Genomic DNA, 18601 nt, shown 5'->3' with positions numbered 1-18601 from the left:
ATCAGCCCCGGGCGAGGAGCTTCTCGATGACGGTGTCGGAGGTGACCTTGTCGGCCTCGGCGCGGTAGTTCGTGATGAGGCGGTGGCGGAGGACGAGGGGCGCGGCGGCGGCGATGTCTTCCCGCGCCACGTTGAATCGCCCGTCGAGGACGGCGAGCGCCTTCCCCGCCAGCGCGAGATACTGCGAGGCCCGGGGACCGGCCCCCCACTGGAGGTATTTCTGGACGACGTCGGGGGCTCCCGTCCCGGGCCCGGGCCGAGTGGCCTGGACGAGGTCGACGGCATATTCGGCGACCGAGGCCGGGACGGGGATGTGGCGGACGGCCTGCTGGAGGGCGGCGATGTCGGCCCCGGCCAGGACGGGGGAAAGGGGGCCGTCGCTCCCGCGCGTCGTTTCCAGGAGGATGCGGACCTCCTCGGCGCGGGAGGGATACTTCAGGACGAGGTTGAACATGAAGCGGTCGAGCTGCGCCTCGGGAAGCGGATAGGTTCCCTCCTGTTCGATGGGATTCTGGGTCGCCAGGACGAAGAAGGGCGAAGGAAGGTCGTAGGTCTTCCCGGCGACGGTGACGCGCCGTTCCTGCATCGCCTCCAGGAGGGCGGCCTGGGTCTTCGGCGGGGTCCGGTTGATTTCGTCGGCGAGGAGGAGGCTCGCGAAGATCGGGCCGGGAATGAAGCGGAACTCCCGCCGCCCGTCGCTCGTCTCCTCGATGATCTCGGTGCCGGTGATGTCGCTCGGCATGAGATCGGGGGTGAACTGAATCCGGTTGAAGCTGAGGGAGAGGGTTTCCCCGAGGCTTTTCACGAGAAGGGTCTTCGCCAGCCCGGGGACGCCGACCATGAGGACGTTCCCCTGCACGAGTAGCGCCGCGAAGAGGTCCCGGATCACCATATCCTGGCCGATGATCCGCTTCCCGAGCTCGGCCTTGAGGAGGCGATAGCGCTCGGGAACGGTGCGGAGGAGCTCGACGTCGGCGGCGGTCGGTTCGGCGTTGGCGACCGGATTCAGGCTGGAGTTCGGGGCGACGTTCGGCTCGGGAGTGAGGAGTTCGTTGGGCATGGGTGGGGTGGAGTGAGGGGAGGTCAAAGGGGTTGGAGAGCGACAGCCCAGTCCTTCAAGGCGCGGCGGATGGAGCGGTAATCGGCGGGGGCGATGCGGGTTTGCCGGAGGTCGAGGACGGCCTCGCGCTCCCAGGTCTTCGCATCGCGGAGGGTCCAGGTGACGGAGAGGGCCTCCCCGCCCGCCTGGACGGAGAACGGCGCGGGAGGAGTTCCCTCCCGGGGCTGGGCGAAGTGGTAGCGGATGACCTGGCGGAAACGGAGCGGCTGGCCGTCGTTGAGGAGCATGGGCCGCTCCCGGTCGGCCTCGGCGAAGGCGGCGAGCCAATGGCCCGCCCCGGCCGCAGGGAGATGCCCTGGAGCGGCAGACAACGTCACCGCCGCCTGAAGGACCATGGGCGTCGAGAGATCGTCGGGGTTCCCCCAGGTGAAGGTGGAGAAGTCGCCACCCGGGAAGGGCTCCGAGAAGATCGAGGCGACGACGTTCCGCCGCTGCCGGGGCGTCGCCCCGCGCAGCCCGGCCCGGCGCTCGTAATCGGTCAGGCCGGAGGGGGTCGACTTCACGGTGCCGGTCCAGCCGTCGGTGCCGTTGTCGCGGAGGTCCCATTCCTCGACGCTCCCGCTCGCCGAGGCGGCCCCGGGAGGGAGGGTCACGGTCTGGAACTTCGCCACATCCTTGTAGAAGACGAGGGCGGAGCGAGCGACATCGCCGGGGGCGGGAATCCCGAACGGAGCGATGCCGTCAGTGGCGTCGAGCCAGAGGTCGTCCGCCTGCCCGGCCTCGGCCCGCTTCGGCTTCGGGACGAAGCAGATCGCGTGATTGAACTGCCACGAGGGGAAGGTGACGTCGGTCGAGGAGCCCCGGTTGACGAGGGCCGGATAGGCCTCGATATCCATGCAGGTGAGGAGGGCGGAGAGGAGGTTCGCCTTGTCCTTGCAATCGCCGTAGCGGTTCGCGAGGACGGTGGCGGGGGTGCGGGGGCGGAAGCCCTGGACGCCGATCTCGACCGCCACGTAGCGGAGCGCGGAGACGAAGCTGTAAGCGGCCTTGATCCGGCCCGCGCGGTCGGGAGCGGAGGCGGCGAGTTCTTTCGCCTTCTTCCGGACCGTCTCGTCGATGACGTCGGAACCCTGCGCCAGCCGACGGTACCAGAGGGCGAAGTCGTCCCACGAGCGGAACGAGGTGAGGCCGAGCCAGACGGCGAACTCGCGGCGGGGCGGATCGAACGGGAGGGGGGAGAGCGGCTCGAGCGGCCCCAGGGCCCACGACGTCGTCTTCCAACCGTTTTGGGCCTCGGGATTGGAGGGCGGGCCGGGGAGGTTGTTCAGGCGGACCTGAAACGGCTGCTTCTCGGGGACGCGGACGACGAGGGTCGTCTTCAGGACGGGGGCGTTTTCCTGGAGCGGGATCTCGGCGCTGAACTCCGGGAGCGTCGCGTCGAGCAGTTCCCGGGTCTTGTACCCGATCTCGACGACGCAGCCAGCGCGGACCTGCGGGAGGTAGACGACGGTCTGCGCCCCGCAGAGGCCGGAGGAGCAATCGCTCGCCGCGGGCAGCTTGGCGGGATTGAAGACGATCGAGGAGCCGTCGGGTTCGATCACCCGGGCGACCTGGAGCTTCGTCGTCGTCGCGGGCGGGGCCTGGGGGAGGAGGTAATTCGACCAGGCCTCGACCCCTTCCTCGCGGGCGAGGTAGACGCGGTGGAAGTAGACCCGCTCCGTCGTCCGGTCGGCATCGACCGAATAGGCGAGCCGCTTCTCCAGCATCACGGCGGCGTAGCCTTCGGGATTCGGGGCCTTGGCGGCGGCGGCGATCAGATTCTTGTTCTCGGCGGTCGGGGAGTGGGTCTCCCACTCGGCGTTCGGATCGCGGATCGGGATCTCGATGTCGGAAGCGGTGATCAGCCGGGTCGGCCCGTCGGCCCCGGGCCGCGCGTCGGCCTGCGCCGACTTCGCCGTTCCGTCGACACCGAATGGAGCCTCCAGGATTTTCCCGCTCGCCGCATCGCCGAGGCGGGCGTGCTCACCCCGGGCCAGCTGGTTCTGCGCGTAGTATTGCTCGACCTTCTCCGAGGCCCGGGCGGCGATCGCGGCGGGCGGATCGCCCGGCCCCTCCAGGAGCGAGGCGACCCAGGCTTCGGGGAAGCGGGGCTGGTTCACCTCCCCTTCCCCCCGCGTGGCGGTGAGGACGGTCCGATTGGGCTGGAGGAGGAGGGAGGCGTAGCCGCCGCTCTCCTCGCTCCCGACGAAGACGAACTGCCGCGCCGGAATCGCATCGAGGGCGCCCTTCAGGTCGGCGGCGGCGAGGCGGGGGCCGGAGAGCTGGAAGAGCGGACCGCCCTCGGCGTCGCGCCCGCCATGGCCGAGGAGGACAAGCCAGAACTCGTCGCCGGGCTTCAGGGAGCGGGCCGCACCCAGGGCGGCGAGGACGGCGGCGCGGTTCGCCTTTTCCTTTTCTGATATGCCGAGGACGACGACGTTGGCATCGGCAAAACCGCGCTGGACGAGACCCTGCTTCGTCTTTTGCGCGAGGGATTGAAGGAGCTCCTGGTCGCTTCCCCCACCCGAAAGACCGGCGACGACGAGCGCCCGAGATTCGGCCCGGAGAAGGTCGGGAGCCGCCATCAGCGGCAAGAGAATCGCGAGCCCCAGGATCCGCTCAAAACGTCCTCTCATGCCCTCTCTGGGTAAAGAAAAAGCCCGAGGTTAACAAGCAAAAGCGTCGATTATTGCCTTTACGTCAAACGAATTAGGGCGGGAAGCCCGGGCGGGCCATGGCGTTTCGGCGCATCGATGGTATTTTGATCGGTGACCCGACGCCCGCTACCGCCGCGATCGATCCCCTCCTGGTTTCGCCAGAACGGGGTCATCGCTCCCCTCGCCCTTCTCTACATCGCAATGGCAACGGTCTCCGCGTGGAGCATCATCGCCCATTCCCAGGCTTCGACCCACGCCATCGAGCAGATCCTGAAGCTCCACAACCTCCAGAACGAGGGCTCGCAGGCGCTCGACCAATATACCAAGCATCATCCGATCCTGGGCACCTTCCTCGCCTCCCCGGCGCGGCACACCTTCGAGTTGCCCACCTCGGAGGAATCGTCGGCGGCGCTCAATTCAGAGGTGCCCCACCTCGTGAAGACCGTCGGGCACGAGGCTTCCGCGGCGGCCTGGTGGTCGTGCTTCTTCCTGAACGCCAGCCTGCTCTATGCCATCGCGGTGATCCTCCTGGAACGGAGCTTCACGGCCCGCTGGGTCCTCGCCTCGCTGACCGGGATCTCCGTCGTCTTCTTCATGATCGGCATCCTCGCTCCCGCCATGATCATCTGGACGGCCCCGAGCATCCCGATCGAGGCGGGCCATCTGAAGTTCGTCCTCCAGCACGAGGTGCGGGGGATCGCCGTCATCATCCGGGAGCTCTTCACCTCAGGCCACTGGGTGATCGGCGGATTCCTCTTCCTCTTCAGCATCCTGACGCCCCTCACCAAGGCAGGCCTCAGCTTCTTCGTGACCGCCTCTCCCTCGAGGGAGCTGAACCGGAAGATCGGCCACATCCTCCACTCGATCGGCAAATGGTCGATGGCCGATGTCTTCGTCGCGGGCGTCCTGCTGGCCCTTTATGCGTTGAAGTCCCAGGAAGCGACCCGCTCGATCCCCTGCATCGGCCTTGCCTACTTCATCGGATATTGCCTGCTGAGCATGACGACGGCCGAGCTGCTGACCCATTCCGAGGCCGCCGGGGGGGAGTTTCCCGAAGAAAAGAAACTGGAAAAAAAGGGGAGCCCTCGTCTCGCGATCGTCCTGGCAATCGTGGCGGTCTGCTTCGCCGCCGGATCGATCTCCTACACCTTCGCCCAGTATCCGCTGGAGAACATGGGGGGTAAGACGCAAAAGCCCGGGATCGGGCTGCCGCAGAAGCTGCGGGAAGCCGACCTCACCCGGCCCGCCTCCAAATAGGGAGATGCCGAAAGACGGGTCAGGCCCGGGGATGGGCCTTGCGGTAGGCCTTCTTCATCCGCTCCGTCGAGACGGAGGTGTAGATCTGGGTCGTCGTCGCCTGGGCATGACCGAGGAGCTCCTGGACGCTGCGCAGATCGGCGCCGTAGTCGAGGAGATGGGTGGCGAAGGTGTGGCGGAGCTTGTGCGGGGTAAGCTTCGGATCGAGTCCCGCGATCATCAGGAATTCCTTCAGGGCCAGCTGGATCGCGCGGGGAGTCAGCGCCGCGCCCCGGGCCGAGAGGAAGAGCCGGGGATGGGTCTCCTCCGCGAAGGGCCGCAGACGGAGGTAGCGGTCGATCGCCTCCGCCGCCACCTCGCCGACGGGACAGAGGCGCTCCTTCCGTCCCTTGCCGACGACCCGGACGACGCCGCTGGCCCGGTCGTAACGGACGACGTCGAGCGTCGTCAACTCGCCGATGCGGAGCCCCGCGCCGTAGAAGAGTTCCAGCCACGCCGTGTCCCGCGCCTCCTGCCATTCCTCCCAGGCCCGGCCCGGGCGCTTCCTCCCACCGGCCTCGGCCTGCTTCCGCAAGGCCACCCACTTCTCCCTCGGCGCGGCGAGGAGGCGGGCGATCTGGTCGGTCGTCAGGAAGAGCGGCAGGCGGCGCGGCAGCTTCGGAAGGGGGATGCCCTTGGCCGGATTCTCCGGGACCAGGCGCTCCCGCTGCGCCCAGGTGAAAAAGGAGCGTAGGGCCGCGAAGCGGAGACGGATCGAGGCGGGGCGATGCTTCCCCTCCCGGGTGAGCCGGTAAAGCCAGGCCCGGCAGGCATCGGGACGGACCGCGACCCAATCGGCAATCCGCATCGTCTCGCGGAACTCGCGAAGGGCGCGCCCGTAATTGCGGATCGTGTTCTCCGAGGCGTTCTTCGGATCGCGCAGGTGGGAGAGGAACCGGACGACCAGCGGGTCAGGAGGGGCATCGGAATGCGCCGGCGGACTGGGCTCCCGATCCTTCACGCCGTCGGATTCCCTTGATCGGGTGCCGGAGTCGGCGCGGGATCGGACGGCTTCCCTCCTTTTTTCCGGCGTCCCACCCGATCGAGCAATCCGGCGGAAAGAACCAGGCCTCCCAACGCCACCCCATAGACCGCCAGACCGACCCCCTCATGGAACATCGAGGGCTGCTCGAGCGTTCCGATGGCGAACGGAGCGCCGCCGATCAGGACCCCGAACACCAGGAGGACGATCCGCACCACATTCCCGATCAGGGCCAGCGGCACCGCCAGCGCCACCAACGCCCCCCGTCGCCAGCCGCCCGGCAACGTGAAATATCCATACAGGGCCGCCATCATCAACAGCGCGAAGAGCGAGCGAATCCCACTGCACGGATCGGCCACGTCGATGCTGAAGACCTCCCCCATGCCGATCCCCTGAAAAGGCTTCGGCGCCGAAAGAATCGCCGTTCCCACCTGGACATTGGCCAGCCCCATGAGCGAGAGGACCACGTGGGCGACGCTCGTCATCACCATCCGCAGCGGAAACGCCACCATGTTGTCGAGGAACGGCATCGGATAGACGAACAGGAGGAACAGCCAGGGAGAGAGCAACCGCCGGAACGCTTCCACCCCCAGGAAACCGAGAATCATCGCCCCGATGAACAGATGGAAGGAAAGATCCCCCACATAACTCACGCCGACCACATAGCCGATCCAGTAAAGCCCGAGAGAGGCCCCCAGCATCGAAAGCCAAACCGCCGACCGCGCCGGCACCGGAACAAACCCCGCCCACCCCTCACGCCTCGACCAGACCATCCAGAAAACGATCACCGGAACAAAGAAGCAATACCGCCACTCCCCCTGATCATAGACCCAAGCCCCGCTCCAGATGCTCCGGAAGACGGTATCTCGTTGGGCACTGTACCCGACGAGATAGGGAAGAAAGAAATACAGCCCTAAAAAGGCGATCGCCACCTGAAAGGCCGCCATCCACGGAGTTTTGCAAAACACTAGAAATCGATCTTTCATGCCTCCTCCTTCGCCTTGAATTCCGCCTCGTAATCCTGAAGATAGACGACCGTCGCCCCAACAACCATCAATTCATACGACGGGAAGCCACCCTGCCAATAGCAAAAGGCAACCCAATCGACGATCACAAATGTCGAGAGAAAGACCAGTGAGCGACCGAATGGCGTCCGCCCCATGATGGGAGAAAGCTCGATAATTTTCCTGATAAATCCTCCAAAAAGAACCACGTAAAAAACGAGCGTCACCAGCCCGGACGTCGCTAGAACCGTCCACAGCCCGTCCTCATAGGCCGCAGTATCCGCCGAAGAGTTCAAAGCGAGAGCAAACTGCACCTTGGGATCGGGTTCCTTGAGGGCAGTTTCATCATAAGAACGGATGCCCGTTCCGAAGAGGAAATTCGGAAGATTCGCCGTCCATCTTTCCCGACCAATTTGAGCCAGGCGATGATGCCAGTCATTCGTACTCAGATCCCCCTCCAATCCCTCCTTCGTCTGGCCGAATTCGGTTCCACGAACTCCTTCAAAATTAACGATCAGAATGGAAGCCGTGCGTTGAATTTTAGGATTCAAACCATCCATCAACTCTGGCTTCAGATTGAGAAGACAAATGATCGCGAAGATCAATACCGCCGCTCCCCAAAGCATCGATTTCCTTCGGGAAAAAAGTGCAAACAAGACCACTGCCATCAGCAATCCAACCAACGTCCCACGACCGCCTCCAAATCCAACTCCAATGAGCGCAACGATAAAAGCCAGTCGTTGGAGCATGGAAAATAGCCATCCTTTTTGATAAAAGCTCATCATCATTGCAACCATCGCGAGCCCCAATCCCGAAGCCCGGAGATCGTCGGTGCCGTTTACCCCAGAGGCAGGAAGAATCATATTCACTCCCGGCAGGTAGGTGAAATTCGGGATAAAGACGGCAACCATCCCAATGAGCAAACGAATCAAATAGGTGAATTCCAGCACATAGAACCCCACCGCGATGAACCGGCTCTTTCCGTAGTAATAAAAAACCAGGAGAAAAAAAGGAGCCCAAAACTCCTTCAGATAAATCCTAAGGATTGACCCCATATCCCGGGTGCTTCCTCCGCTGAAACGAGCACATGAAAACCCTGCTTCAAGGCAGATGAAGAACAAGAAAAGCAGCAACCCGCGGGGCAAAGAGCGATGCGCAAGCGGTTGACCCGCCCGCATCGCGATCAGGGGCAGCGCCGCCGCCAAGGAAAGAAAGAAACCAACCTCGAATGGATGGACCTTGAAACCAAAATAAAACACCCCTCCGATTCCCATTCCCGCGAACAAGGGAAGCCACCAGACGCTCCCGCCAAAAAACACCCATACCACTCCGATGCCGATTCCCAGCAAAGGGAAGAAAGAGGCCAAGCCCCCGTCGGCGATCTGGGTCGCGACATAGCAAGCCAGAACCATGCTCAGAAAGATGATGAACCAATCTCGAATTTGGCTGGGTGTAATCAAGATCTGAATCGCTTCGGATATTCAATAAGTGCTACAAATCGAGGCCCAATATCTTCGATTTAGCCTTCCTCATTCTCTCCGTTCCCTGCTCTTTGACAAGAAAGACCGCGATCCCAATGTTTTCCGTCATCACACCTCCTCTTCGCGGGATTCATGGAGGCTTGCCATTGACTTCCCCCCTAAAAAGCAACTCGTCTACGCACTGAAACAGTCCGAGCTAGGACAAGGCTCAGGAGAGAGCCATGTCCGTTTCAACGATCGACGACTCCGAACCCGTTTCGAGGAGTACGTTCCGTATGCCGCAACGTTCGAAATTGAAAATGAACAGACCTTGCCTTGAACATCCGTCGCTTCTATTTTCAAATGATCGTTATGAGCGAGCCCACTTACCCGCTCCCTCGCGGCTCCGATAATAGCAAACAGCTTTTGCATAGACTTTCCACGCGCATCGCGCAGTCAGCATCTGCATGGAGTCTTGCTGCAACGTTCTTTCGGGTAGGGGCGCTTCTATTCGTTCTTCCCTTTATCATTCGGACACTCCAGCCCGAAGTGCTTGGACTTTGGTATGTTTTCCTCTCAGTCGGATCACTGACAGGACTTCTTGATCTCGGCTTCAATCCGACGATGACGAGGGCCGTCGCCTATGTATGGGGCGGTGCCCAAGAACTTCAGCCGGAGGGACTCAAGACGATTGAGGGCGAAACCGGAAAAGATAGAGCCATGGGCTTGCCTCCGAATTTCGCGTTGCTCTCGCGACTTACTTCAACCATGTCTTTCTACTACCGCATTTTGGCCGGTATTACGCTGCTGGCAATGCTTACCTTGGGAAGTTGGTGGATCTGGCATCAGACAGAAAGCCTTCATGCCCGAACCTCTCTGAGGGGGGCATGGATTATCTTTTCCCTGTCGACGGCATTGAACATGTCCGGATCGCTTTGGCCCGCACTTCTTTCAGGCATTAACGGCGTTCGTCAGGCCCAGCAACTGTATGTCTTGTCGCTGGCAGCAAACTATGGAGTCATCGCCATCGGGCTGGCATGTCATCTAGGTCTCTGGTCCCTTGTGCTGGGCCAGCTTCTTTTAGGACTGATTCAGCGCCAAGGAGGGCGGCTTTGGTTCCGGGCCCTGACCCAGGAAGGAATGGTCGGGGTGCCTTCTTTTGCCGGGGTGGACCGCGCGTTGCTGCAAACGTTGTGGCCGATGTCGTGGCGCAACGGCTTAGTGAGCCTTGCTGGATATGCAATCCTTAATGCCAACACGCTGATCTGCAGCGCCTTCCTGGGACTGGCTCAGACAGCCTCTTACGGACTATCAATGCAGGTGTCCGCCTTCATCGCTTCCGTCAGCCTCATTGGAGTTCAAGTAAAGTTTCCCCTGATCCATCAACTCCGCGCTCAAAACCGCCTCGACGACATCGCGCGGCTTTTTTCTGGCAGGATGCGTTTGATGGTCGCTCTCTATCTAGCGGGCGCGCTATCCGCCTTGTTCCTAGGAGGGTCGATCCTCTCAGCTATCGGAACAAAGACTCCCCTACTCCCTACGCCTCTTTTGGGAACACTCCTTTTCTTTTATTTTCTCGAAATGCACTACCATCAGTATGGCACTCTGATCGTATCCGAGAACACGATGCCGATTTTGATCCCGTTTCTCTTGACCGGAATCGGCGTCGTAGCGGCCAGCCTTCTGCTTGCACCCCATTTTGGCATGTGGGGATTAATATTGGCATTCGGCATCGTCCCCCTTTGCTTCAATGATTGGTGGATTGTTCTTCGCGGAATTCGAGGGTTAAATTGGCGCGCCGCGGCGTACTTGAAACTCTTCTTTCAAATCACACGCTAAGCTTGCACGGCATCTCCAAGCCCCCGGGATCGCCGAGAGCCTTTAAGCGCCTGAAAAATCTTGGAGGCATTCGTCAACCTCTCGAATGACAGCTGAAACTTCAACCTCGGATGCAAAGAGATGGGGAAGATGTTCATGCGCCGCGAGGTAGGCTTCGGGCGAGATTGCTTCCTGCAACGAACGAGGATAGGCGAAACGGATAGTATGGCCCACCGCTGGCGGATAGGGATGGAAATGGACCAGACCAGATCTCGTGGCGATACCCACGCCGGGTCGACCTAGGGCGGCGGCCAAATGAATGCCGCCCGAATCATTGGCGATGACGATGGCAGCTCGTGAAAGCAGCACCGCAAGCTGAAGGAGAGATAGCTTGCCTGTCAAATCCAGCAGGGAGTCCTCCGAAAGGGCGATTCTCTCGGCTTTCGCGCGGTCCGCGCCTGTTCCTGTCACGACAATGGCTAGATGATAACGTTCACGCAGGTGACGGGCAACCGCGCTGAAATTCTCGACCGGCCACTCTCGAAATCGCTCGCCCGCCCCAGGCAAAAGAACGGCAAAAGGGCCCGTCGGTAAAGGAACCTCGACGGGAGCCGGCACCAGGAAGGGACGCCTGGGCAGCAGCGTTCCCGTTAACACGCTTTCAAAGAAGATTCGGTTTATTTCAAAGTCGAAGAGAGGAGACGGATTTGGAAGCAATCGAGTGTAGAAGCGATCGCCGATCGCCTGATGCCATCGCGGATTCCAAAGAATTTTACCCGTTTTCTCGCTCCATATCGGGACAGCTGGTTGAGAAGCAAAGCCGATTCGTTCATTTGCACAACTTGCACGAACAAGAGCGTCCGATCCCACAAGGCTTCTCAAGTAAACGGGGTTGAGAGTCACTGCCGCACCCAGGAGCTTCAAACGGCGGAGGGTCCGGAAGCGAGTGAACGGATTGGCCGTAAAGGCTCTGAAATCAACCCATACAAATGCGTCCACCCATTCTCTATCGAGAGCTTCTGCAAGGCTTCTGAGATGAATGTTGGCACAAAGGACGATCTTCCTTCCTTTATAAGCGGGATGATCTCGGACGCTTTTTAGAAAGTTGCGAAACAGAACGTAATCACCCAGTTCGCCCATTTTAACGAGAAGAACGGCACCCGAATCTCCCTTCCGAACAAAAACGAGAAGCAAGGCATCGACTAAAAGAAAAAGAACAAATTGGCTGGCATGCCACAGATCCACCCCAAAGCGGACGAGGAAAAAGCGAATCGGCTGGGGAAAAAAGAACAGCCAGGTAAAACGTCCTGCAGCACCCTTCGCCCCTCTTTGGGCGAAATTAGACCGCTCGGAAGAAGTATTCATTCTCTCTGCTTCTAGAGCTTTTTGAAAAGAAAGCCGCAATCTCAACCCAGGATCGATCGGGCATGGTCAAAAAGATCACGCGGGGTGATTTTCCCTGAAAAATCACAATAGCATCCGCTCCCGACACACCGACACAGATCGAGCGGCGAGACAAGGGCCGATCCATTCTCGTTTTGATTTCCCCACACCAAAGGGCTCAATCCGGGGCGGGAACAAAAGGGACTCAGCGTCGGCACTTCCAGAGCGGCTGCAATATGGAGAGGTCCCGTCGATGAGATGATCAGCAAATCCAATGAGGTGATTTCCCGGCACAAATCCTCGAGCGCTCCTCCCATGACATTTCGCACCCGAATCGAAGAGCGAAGCGTGTGTGGCCAAGTCTCCAACAATCGCTGCTCGTCCTTGGTGCCGGTAAGCACAATTTCCCAATCGGTTTCGGTCAAAATAAAAGAGGCGAGCTCGGCATAAGCTGAAGGCGCCAGATTGCAGGCGCTCCCTCCTGCTCCCAGATGGATTCCGACACGCAAAGAGCCGCCGAGGGATTTCCTTTTGTGAGTGGAGAAAATTTCGGGTTTCGCATGGCCGATCGGAATATCCAATGCTCGTGCCATATCGAGAAGAATTTCCGCATAGGGCCTGGGGGCACTTTCGATACCCGATCTTAGGCAACGATAACCGGCAAGACGCCCCCAGATGCCTCCCCACATCGCCATTCGCTTTGGAATTCCCGACAGCAATCCGGCAAGAGTCACCTGCCAAGGCGACGCGTTCGGCAAGAGTAGGAGATCGTATTTTCCTTCACGTAAGGTGGCAGCCAGACGCAACACCCGACTCCTCCAGGAAATATCGAGAGGCATTGCCTTTTCGATATGGGGATTGGATGCAAATAGATCCAAAAAGGCTGCCGGAAAAAGAATATCAACAGCATATCCACCTTGGGAAAGGGCGCGGATCAAGGGAGTGGTCAGTAAGCAGTCACCCAAATGATCGGTGCGGACGATGAGGACACGGGGTTTCACGATACTTTTCCCGCCTCCATGATCTCGCAAAGCACGCGCTCTGCATTTTCGATATCCAGGCCGGTGCCGTCGGTGCGAGTCGCATCGATCTCCGTATCGGAGTAGGCTCCGGTCTCGATTCGATGGCTCCCGAGATTCCTTAGAAATACGACAGGGATTCCGGCGGCGTTACCGAGATGACGCACACCTGAATCGGTAGCCAAAAGAGCCGAACACCCTTGCAGCAAAGCCCCTGCAGCGAGGAGCCCCAGTTCTCCTGCAGCGATGATCCCTGACAACGATTCTTTTCGCATCTGAAACTCCAATTCCTCCCGTTCCGAAGCCGAAGCCAGAAAGCAAAGAGAAATGCCGGTGCGCGCCTGCACTCGTCGCGCCACTTCGGCGAAATCGGCAAAACGTTCGCCGGCATTTTTCTGTCGGGTAAAGAAAGCGCAGGCCAAGACCCTCTTTTTTTCAGACAACCCTTTTTCCTCCCAAAAACGGGTGGCGACTGCCCTGCTCTCCATCGACGATGAAAGGCGGGGGCGAAGGTCTCGAGCCACGGAAACCTCCGCGAGTTGAGAGACCAGATCGCGGAAATAGGCTGAAAAGGCCTGTGGCCAATGGATTTGGATCGGATACGTGACCAATCCCGAGAAGCCTTTATGCGTGTAACCGACACGGGTTGGGATTCCCGCACAGGCTGCGGCCAGGAGAAACTTCCAATAGCGCCCCGTATCGTAGCATACGGCGACATCATATTTCCCCTCTCTCAACTTAGTTACCAATTGAGAAAAGCGTGTTTCTTCAACCCCATCTGGAAGCAGCACACATCGCCCATTCACTACAGGATCGGCCTCGATGATTTCGTGGGAGGGAGGACCGGCGAACCAGCTCCAGGCGCAGCCGGGGGTGGCGGCGGCGAGGGTGGGGAGCGCGGCGGTGCGGTAGAGGATGTCGCCGATGTGGTCGGCCCCGATGAGGACGCCCCGTTTCCATTCCTTCCGGGGAAGCGGGGAGCCGGCCAGGAGGCGTCCCATGGCCCAGAGCGCCGGTCGCAGGGCCTCCGATGCCAAGGCCAGAGCGTAGTTGGCCCGGCTGCGGAAGGTCTCTGGGAGGAGGCGACTCACCGGGCGATCAGGCGGGCGAAGAGGGTTTCGTACTGGGAGGTGATTTTGTCCCAGGTGAACTGGTCCCGGATCCGTTCGGGGGCCTTCGAGCAGAAGGTCTGGCGGAGGGCGGGATCGCCCTCGATTTTGCGGATCTGGGAGGCGAGATGGCCTTCGCTTTTGTTCCAGAGGAGGCCGTAGTCGCCCCCGGCGAGGACTTCGGAGTTGAAGGGAGTGTCGAGGGCGAGGACGCAGTTGCCATAGCCGAGGGCCTTCAGGAGGGAGGGATTGATGCCGCCGAATTGATGTCCGTGGATGTAGCCGAAGCTGTGGCAGTGGAGTTCCTTCACGTGGCCGGTCTCGCCGACGTGGCCGAGGAATCGGACCCGGTCGTTGGCGATGGCCTTCAGGCGGGTGAGGAAGGCCTGCTCGACGGTGTTCCCGCGATAGTCGGCCCCGCCGGCGATGGCTAGGATCTTGTCCGATCCGGAGGCGACGAATTCCCGGACGATGAGGTCGGCGTTGTTATCGGGGACGAGGCGGCTCGCGATGAGATAGTAGCCGCCCGAGGTGAGGCCGTATCGGGCGAGGACTTCGGGATGCTCGGAGGTCTCGATGTTCGCGCCGTAGGCGATGTAATCGGTGTCGATGCCGAATTCCTGAGCGTAGAGCCGGTGCATTTCCTCGGCGTCGGTGATGACGCGGTTGTAGAAGAGGCAACCGAGGCGGGCCGAGTTCTTGAAGACGAAGCGGGCGGTGGGGCTCCATTTCGGACGGAGCCACTCCATGCCGTCGACGTTCAGGACCGAGGGACACCCGAGGAGGCGGGGGATGAAGCCGAACATGCCGTTGGCGGCGTTCACCACGAGGATGACGTCGAAGCCGCGCAGGGAGGCGTCGGCGAGGCTCAGGAAGGAGTGCGAGAGGGTGCTGGTGATCTTGTGCTCGAGGCTGGCGACGTAGCGGAGGGAGATGCCCTGCCAGGTCGCCGGTTTTTCGGGGAAGAGGCTGGACCGGCAATAGACGGTGACCTCGTGCCCGCGGGCGACGAGGCGCGGGGCGAGCTCGGAGACGAAGGCCTCGTAGCCGCTATAGGTGGAGGGAAGGCCGCGGAGGCCGAGGATGGCGATTTTCACGGGACTTCGATTATTTCCGCGCCTGATTCAGGGTGAGGGCCGCCCAGCTGGGGGGCATGTTCTTCGGGACCTCGATCTTGCCGAAGGGCTGCCCCTCGCGGGAGCCCACTTTCCGCGCCCAGGCCCCCATCTTCGCCACGCCTTCCTCGAGGGTCGCCGCGCGGGCGGTCTCGGGGAAGAAGCGGCGGATTTTCTCGTGGCTGCAATAGGCGTGCTCGACCTCGTTCCGCGCCGGGAGGAACTGGATCTCGGGGGTCTTCACGCCGAAATCGGCGGCGATCACGTCGGCCAGGCGGCGGACCTCGTAGGGGGTGTCGGCGCCGACGTTGAAGACCTGGTTCCAGGCCTCGGGGCGGTGGCGGACCGAGACGATGGCGGGCGCCACGTCGTCGATGTAGGAGAAGGCCCGCGTCTGGGTTCCGTCGCCGAAGATCGTGAGCGGCTCCCCGCGCAGGATGCGGTTCATGAAGATGCCGATGACGTTGCGGTAGGGATCGCCGAGGTTCTGGTGTTCCCCGTAGACGTTGTGGGGGCGGAAGACGGCGTAGTTCAGGCCGAACATCTCGTGGCTCTCGGCGAGGTCGAGCTCGACGGCGTACTTCGCGATGCCGTAGGGGTCTTCGGGGGCGGGGACGAGTTCCTCCCGCATCGGCAGCTGGTTCCGTCCGTAGACGGCGATCGACGAGGTGAAGACGAAGAGCTTCACGCCGTGATTCACCGAGGCGTTGATCAGATTGACGCTCCCGAGGAGGTTATTGGTGTAATTGAAATGCTTGATGAAGTGGCTCAGGCCCTCGGCGGCGTAGGCGGCCAGGTGATAGACTTCCTCGAAGCGGTGGGTGGCGAAGAGGTCGTTGATCAGCGCCTCGTCATTAATCGAGCCCCGGACGAATTCGGCCTCGGGGGGGACGTGGTCGGCGAAGCCGCCCGAAAGATCGTCCAAGGCGACCACCTGGCATCCTTCCCGGATCAAGTGGCGGCAAATATGGGAACCGATAAATCCGGCTGCTCCCGTGACCAGCACTTTCACTTTCGCATCAGACATATCCTTTACAATAGTCACATCCGAGGCATGCCGGGGCAAGTGGAATCAATTGGTCGATGCGAGAGCGCGCTCGACCCCCGCCGCCACGGTTTCAAACGAAACCCCCTCCAGGCAAAGGAAAGAAGGCTGGACGCATCGATCAAAGCAGGGCCGGACCGGGCAGGCCGAAGACTCGAAGACGACTGCCCCGGGCGCGTAGGGGGCGAACCAATCGGACGAGCCGGAGCCGAAGACGGTCAAGACCCGCTTCCCCAAGGCCGCCCCGACATGGGAGGCGGCGGAATCGTTGCACAACACGAAGTCGCATCGGGAGACCAGCTGAAAAAAGGCGGCGAGCGATTCGACCGGCCAGGCCAGGCTGTTGGGGGAACTCAACGGAATCGGAGCCGCCTCGGGCGTCTCCACCACGATCAGCGGGATACCCCTCGGCTCGAAGAGTTCCCGCACCAGCCTCGCGTAATGGGGCCACCGCTTCCCCGGCTGGAACGCCCCGGGGTGGAGAACCCAGATCCCCTCCCCCGCATGATCGCGGAGGAACTGCTCCGCCGCGTCGGAAAGAGGAAGGGGCGGAAGGTCGAGCCAGGGGGCTTCGAGGCGGAGGGGGAAATCGATTTCCGCGGCGATCTGGCCCCAGTCGGCCACGTGATGCTGGGAGTAATCGGTCCGCTGCAGGCTGTCGGTCAGCAGCCGCAGGCCGCCCAGACGGCAGGCTCCCTGGAGCGCCTGCCCGATCCGGAGGCTCCGTTGCCGCCACGCCAAGTGGTTCGCGTAGTAGTTCCGCCGGTTCATGGGGAACCCGATCCGGCGCGGGATGCCGAGCAGGCGGAGCAACAGGTGATCCCTGACGTCGGCCCAGACTGAGACGCCCGCCTCGGCACCGATCCGGCGCAAGGCCCGGAACGAGTCGACCGAGCGGTCCCACGTCACGATCCGCTCCGGAGGAAGGACCGTTTCATAGACGGCACGGGCCGCCGTCGAGGAACCCGCATGGACCTCCCATCCGGCCTCCGTCGCGCCGCGTAAAAACGGGAGGCTCATCACTGCGTCCCCGAGGCGGTGATTTTCCAAAAGCAGAAGGCGCTTCATAGCCGGATCTACCGATGACGCCACACGGTGATGTCGAAGCCCTTTTCCTTATAGGTGAAATAGATGCACTTGCTCTCCCCGATTTTTTCCCACTGGGCGGGATCGACCTCCGTGTAGGGAGGATGTTCCTGGAGGCGATCGGTGAGAAGCAGGTCCCCGGGAAGGAGGTGGGCGCGCACCTCCGCTTCGTAGCGCAGACAATGGGCGGCGCTCGCATGGTAGGGCAGCGTACTCATCGCAAACTGATTCGGACGGGAGATGGCCTCCTGCCACAAGGCGGGGGGGATCAGAATCAGGTGCGCCTCGGGCAATCCGTCGACGAGAGCCGCGGCTTCCCGCCGGAAATCGGGCCAACCGGCCCGCTCCATGGAGCGCGTCCGGGCGATGTAGTAGACCGTCTGGAGGCTTCCGAGGACGACGAAGAGGACGAGCAGCACCATCGGCCTCCCCTTTCCTTCGAGAGCCATGATCCCCCAGCAGCAGAGCGCGATCGAAAAGGGCGTCGCCAACACCATGTAGAAGGCGTTCTGCGTCGACTGGGCGAAAGCGAGAAGGGCGAGGAAGAAGACCGCCGTGAGGGAAAAGGGGCTCCAGGCCTTGGGGAAGGTGCGGGAGCGGATCGCCCGTCCTGCGGCGACCGCGCAGGCGGCCAACGCCCCCAGGAAGACGAGGTTTTCCGAGAAAAAACCCGGCTCGAGCATCCGCAGCAGAAAGGTTTTTCCGAAGAAAAACCGCCCGTCCGAATGGGCGTTGGCCGGGGTCGAATGGAGATGGTCGAGCAGGCTAGCCAGCACTTCGGAACCGGGCCGATAATAGAGGAAGAAACCGCCGATCCCGAAGACGTAGGAAATCAGGCTCAGCCAGAGCACCCCGGGGACGCTCCGCAGCGTCAGCTTCTTCCTGTCCTGCCAAAAATGGAAGACGAACAGCAGGAACAACAGCACCCCTCCCGCCAACAACAGGGTCGGCTGAAGGAGCGGCAGGAGGAAAAAGGAAAGGCCGAGAACAGGGAGGGCATAAGGCGTCTTGCCCTTCTCTCCTTCCCGTGATTTCCAGAGGCCGTAAACGACGCCGAGCACCGCCAGGCAGCAGAAGAACTCGTGCCGCTCGAACCAGGCGATGTCGAAAAGATTGCGGTCGAAGAGAGCGAGGAAGAAGGCGGCGATCACGGGAAGCGTCCCCGGCGTCCGCGTCCGGACCCAGGCCGCCGTCGCGCAGGACACGGCGAACCATTCGGCGATGTGGAGAAGCGTGTAGAGGACGGGAATCTTCGGGAGGAACGGGACAAAGAGCGAGTCGATCAGGAGTCCTCCCGGCCAATTCAAGCCCCACGCGTGGCTTCCCTCAAAGGCCCCCAGAAGCGGCATGTTCAGATCGCCCGGTCCCTTCGCAAAGACGGCCGGGGCAAAGTAAGCCCACGAATCGATCGCCGAGAAGGTGAACCGGTAGAGATGGAAGAACATCGTTCCCGCCCAGAGAACGATCAGGCCCAAGAGCGCCATGAGACCAAACCAATTCTTTCGGGAAGAGGGAACGCGTTCCATAA

14 protein-coding genes are annotated in these 18601 nt (G+C 61.5%); 2 read left to right on the top strand and 12 right to left on the bottom strand.

What is annotated here, in order from left to right:
- Position 1 precedes the first annotated feature (1 nt).
- Positions 2 to 1060, bottom strand: coding sequence for a MoxR family ATPase (locus tag BLU04_RS10450; protein WP_093285572.1), 1059 nt, complete (start codon positions 1058 to 1060; stop codon positions 2 to 4).
- A gap of 23 nt (positions 1061 to 1083) precedes the next feature.
- Complete coding sequence (locus tag BLU04_RS10445; protein WP_093285569.1) at positions 1084 to 3735, bottom strand: DUF3857 domain-containing protein; 2652 nt, start codon at positions 3733 to 3735, stop codon at positions 1084 to 1086.
- A gap of 222 nt (positions 3736 to 3957) precedes the next feature.
- On the opposite strand from BLU04_RS10445, the gene BLU04_RS10440 reads away from it, so the two are divergent.
- A complete protein-coding gene (locus BLU04_RS10440; RefSeq protein WP_093285567.1) occupies positions 3958 to 5013 on the top strand; it encodes a paraquat-inducible protein A in 1056 nt (351 codons plus the stop codon).
- 19 nt (positions 5014 to 5032) lie between these two features.
- Here the strand turns inward: BLU04_RS10440 and BLU04_RS10435 are convergent, their stop codons facing one another.
- From BLU04_RS10435 to BLU04_RS10425, 3 genes are read right to left on the bottom strand one after another with little or no spacing between them, the layout of a single operon-like run.
- Positions 5033 to 6013, bottom strand: a complete 981-nt coding sequence (locus BLU04_RS10435; protein WP_197672937.1) for a tyrosine recombinase XerC — start codon at positions 6011 to 6013, stop codon at positions 5033 to 5035.
- Positions 6010 to 7020, bottom strand: a complete 1011-nt coding sequence (locus BLU04_RS10430; RefSeq protein WP_093285564.1) for an exosortase/archaeosortase family protein — start codon at positions 7018 to 7020, stop codon at positions 6010 to 6012. Before BLU04_RS10430 ends, BLU04_RS10435 begins: the two co-directional genes overlap by 4 nt.
- Positions 7017 to 8498 carry a hypothetical protein gene (locus BLU04_RS10425; protein ID WP_093285561.1) on the bottom strand — a complete coding sequence of 494 codons (1482 nt, stop codon included), beginning with the start codon at positions 8496 to 8498 and terminating at the stop codon, positions 7017 to 7019. Before BLU04_RS10425 ends, BLU04_RS10430 begins: the two co-directional genes overlap by 4 nt.
- 336 nt (positions 8499 to 8834) lie before the next feature.
- On the opposite strand from BLU04_RS10425, the gene wzx reads away from it, so the two are divergent.
- Positions 8835 to 10337: an O-unit flippase-like protein gene (gene wzx / locus BLU04_RS10420; RefSeq protein WP_157895283.1), complete on the top strand. Its 1503-nt coding sequence runs from the start codon at positions 8835 to 8837 to the stop codon at positions 10335 to 10337.
- 42 nt (positions 10338 to 10379) lie between these two features.
- Here wzx and BLU04_RS10415 read toward each other — a convergent pair whose 3' ends face one another.
- From BLU04_RS10415 to BLU04_RS10390, 7 genes are read right to left on the bottom strand one after another with little or no spacing between them, the layout of a single operon-like run.
- Positions 10380 to 11681, bottom strand: coding sequence for a glycosyltransferase family 9 protein (locus tag BLU04_RS10415; RefSeq protein ID WP_093285556.1), 1302 nt, complete (start codon positions 11679 to 11681; stop codon positions 10380 to 10382).
- Positions 11682 to 11722: 41 nt separating this feature from the next.
- Complete coding sequence (locus tag BLU04_RS16510) at positions 11723 to 12637, bottom strand: glycosyltransferase family 9 protein (RefSeq protein WP_157895282.1); 915 nt, start codon at positions 12635 to 12637, stop codon at positions 11723 to 11725.
- Between the two features lie 59 nt (positions 12638 to 12696).
- Entirely contained in the window at positions 12697 to 13809 is a 1113-nt protein-coding gene (locus BLU04_RS10410; RefSeq protein ID WP_093285554.1) for a glycosyltransferase family 9 protein, read from the bottom strand.
- Positions 13806 to 14924 carry a DUF1972 domain-containing protein gene (locus tag BLU04_RS10405; protein WP_157895281.1) on the bottom strand — a complete coding sequence of 373 codons (1119 nt, stop codon included), beginning with the start codon at positions 14922 to 14924 and terminating at the stop codon, positions 13806 to 13808. The genes BLU04_RS10410 and BLU04_RS10405 overlap by 4 nt, the downstream gene beginning before the upstream one ends.
- Positions 14925 to 14934: 10 nt before the next feature.
- Positions 14935 to 15969, bottom strand: coding sequence for an NAD-dependent epimerase/dehydratase family protein (locus BLU04_RS10400; protein ID WP_093285549.1), 1035 nt, complete (start codon positions 15967 to 15969; stop codon positions 14935 to 14937).
- 45 nt (positions 15970 to 16014) lie between these two features.
- Complete coding sequence (locus tag BLU04_RS10395) at positions 16015 to 17055, bottom strand: glycosyltransferase family 9 protein (protein ID WP_157895280.1); 1041 nt, start codon at positions 17053 to 17055, stop codon at positions 16015 to 16017.
- 8 nt (positions 17056 to 17063) lie between these two features.
- Positions 17064 to 18557 (bottom strand): hypothetical protein, encoded by a 1494-nt coding sequence (locus BLU04_RS10390; protein ID WP_093285545.1) that lies wholly within the window; start codon positions 18555 to 18557, stop codon positions 17064 to 17066.
- Positions 18558 to 18601 lie beyond the last annotated feature (44 nt).

Origin of the sequence: Verrucomicrobium sp. GAS474, from assembly GCF_900105685.1 — a bacterium.
GTDB lineage: Bacteria > Verrucomicrobiota > Verrucomicrobiia > Methylacidiphilales > GAS474 > GAS474.
This window is presented reverse-complemented; position numbering and strand designations above follow the sequence as displayed.

Bases quoted from the DNA above. Each gene is read 5' to 3' on its own strand.
- BLU04_RS10450 (WP_093285572.1), bottom strand. From the start codon at position 1,060: ATGCCCAACGAACTCCTCACTCCCGAGCCGAACGTCGCCCCGAACTCC.
- BLU04_RS10445 (WP_093285569.1), bottom strand. From the start codon at position 3,735: ATGAGAGGACGTTTTGAGCGGATCCTGGGGCTCGCGATTCTCTTGCCG.
- BLU04_RS10440 (WP_093285567.1), top strand. From the start codon at position 3,958: ATGGCAACGGTCTCCGCGTGGAGCATCATCGCCCATTCCCAGGCTTCG.
- BLU04_RS10430 (WP_093285564.1), bottom strand. From the start codon at position 7,020: ATGAAAGATCGATTTCTAGTGTTTTGCAAAACTCCGTGGATGGCGGCC.
- BLU04_RS10415 (WP_093285556.1), bottom strand. From the start codon at position 11,681: ATGAATACTTCTTCCGAGCGGTCTAATTTCGCCCAAAGAGGGGCGAAG.
- BLU04_RS10400 (WP_093285549.1), bottom strand. From the start codon at position 15,969: ATGTCTGATGCGAAAGTGAAAGTGCTGGTCACGGGAGCAGCCGGATTT.
- BLU04_RS10395 (WP_157895280.1), bottom strand. From the start codon at position 17,055: ATGAAGCGCCTTCTGCTTTTGGAAAATCACCGCCTCGGGGACGCAGTG.
- BLU04_RS10390 (WP_093285545.1), bottom strand. From the start codon at position 18,557: ATGGCGCTCTTGGGCCTGATCGTTCTCTGGGCGGGAACGATGTTCTTC.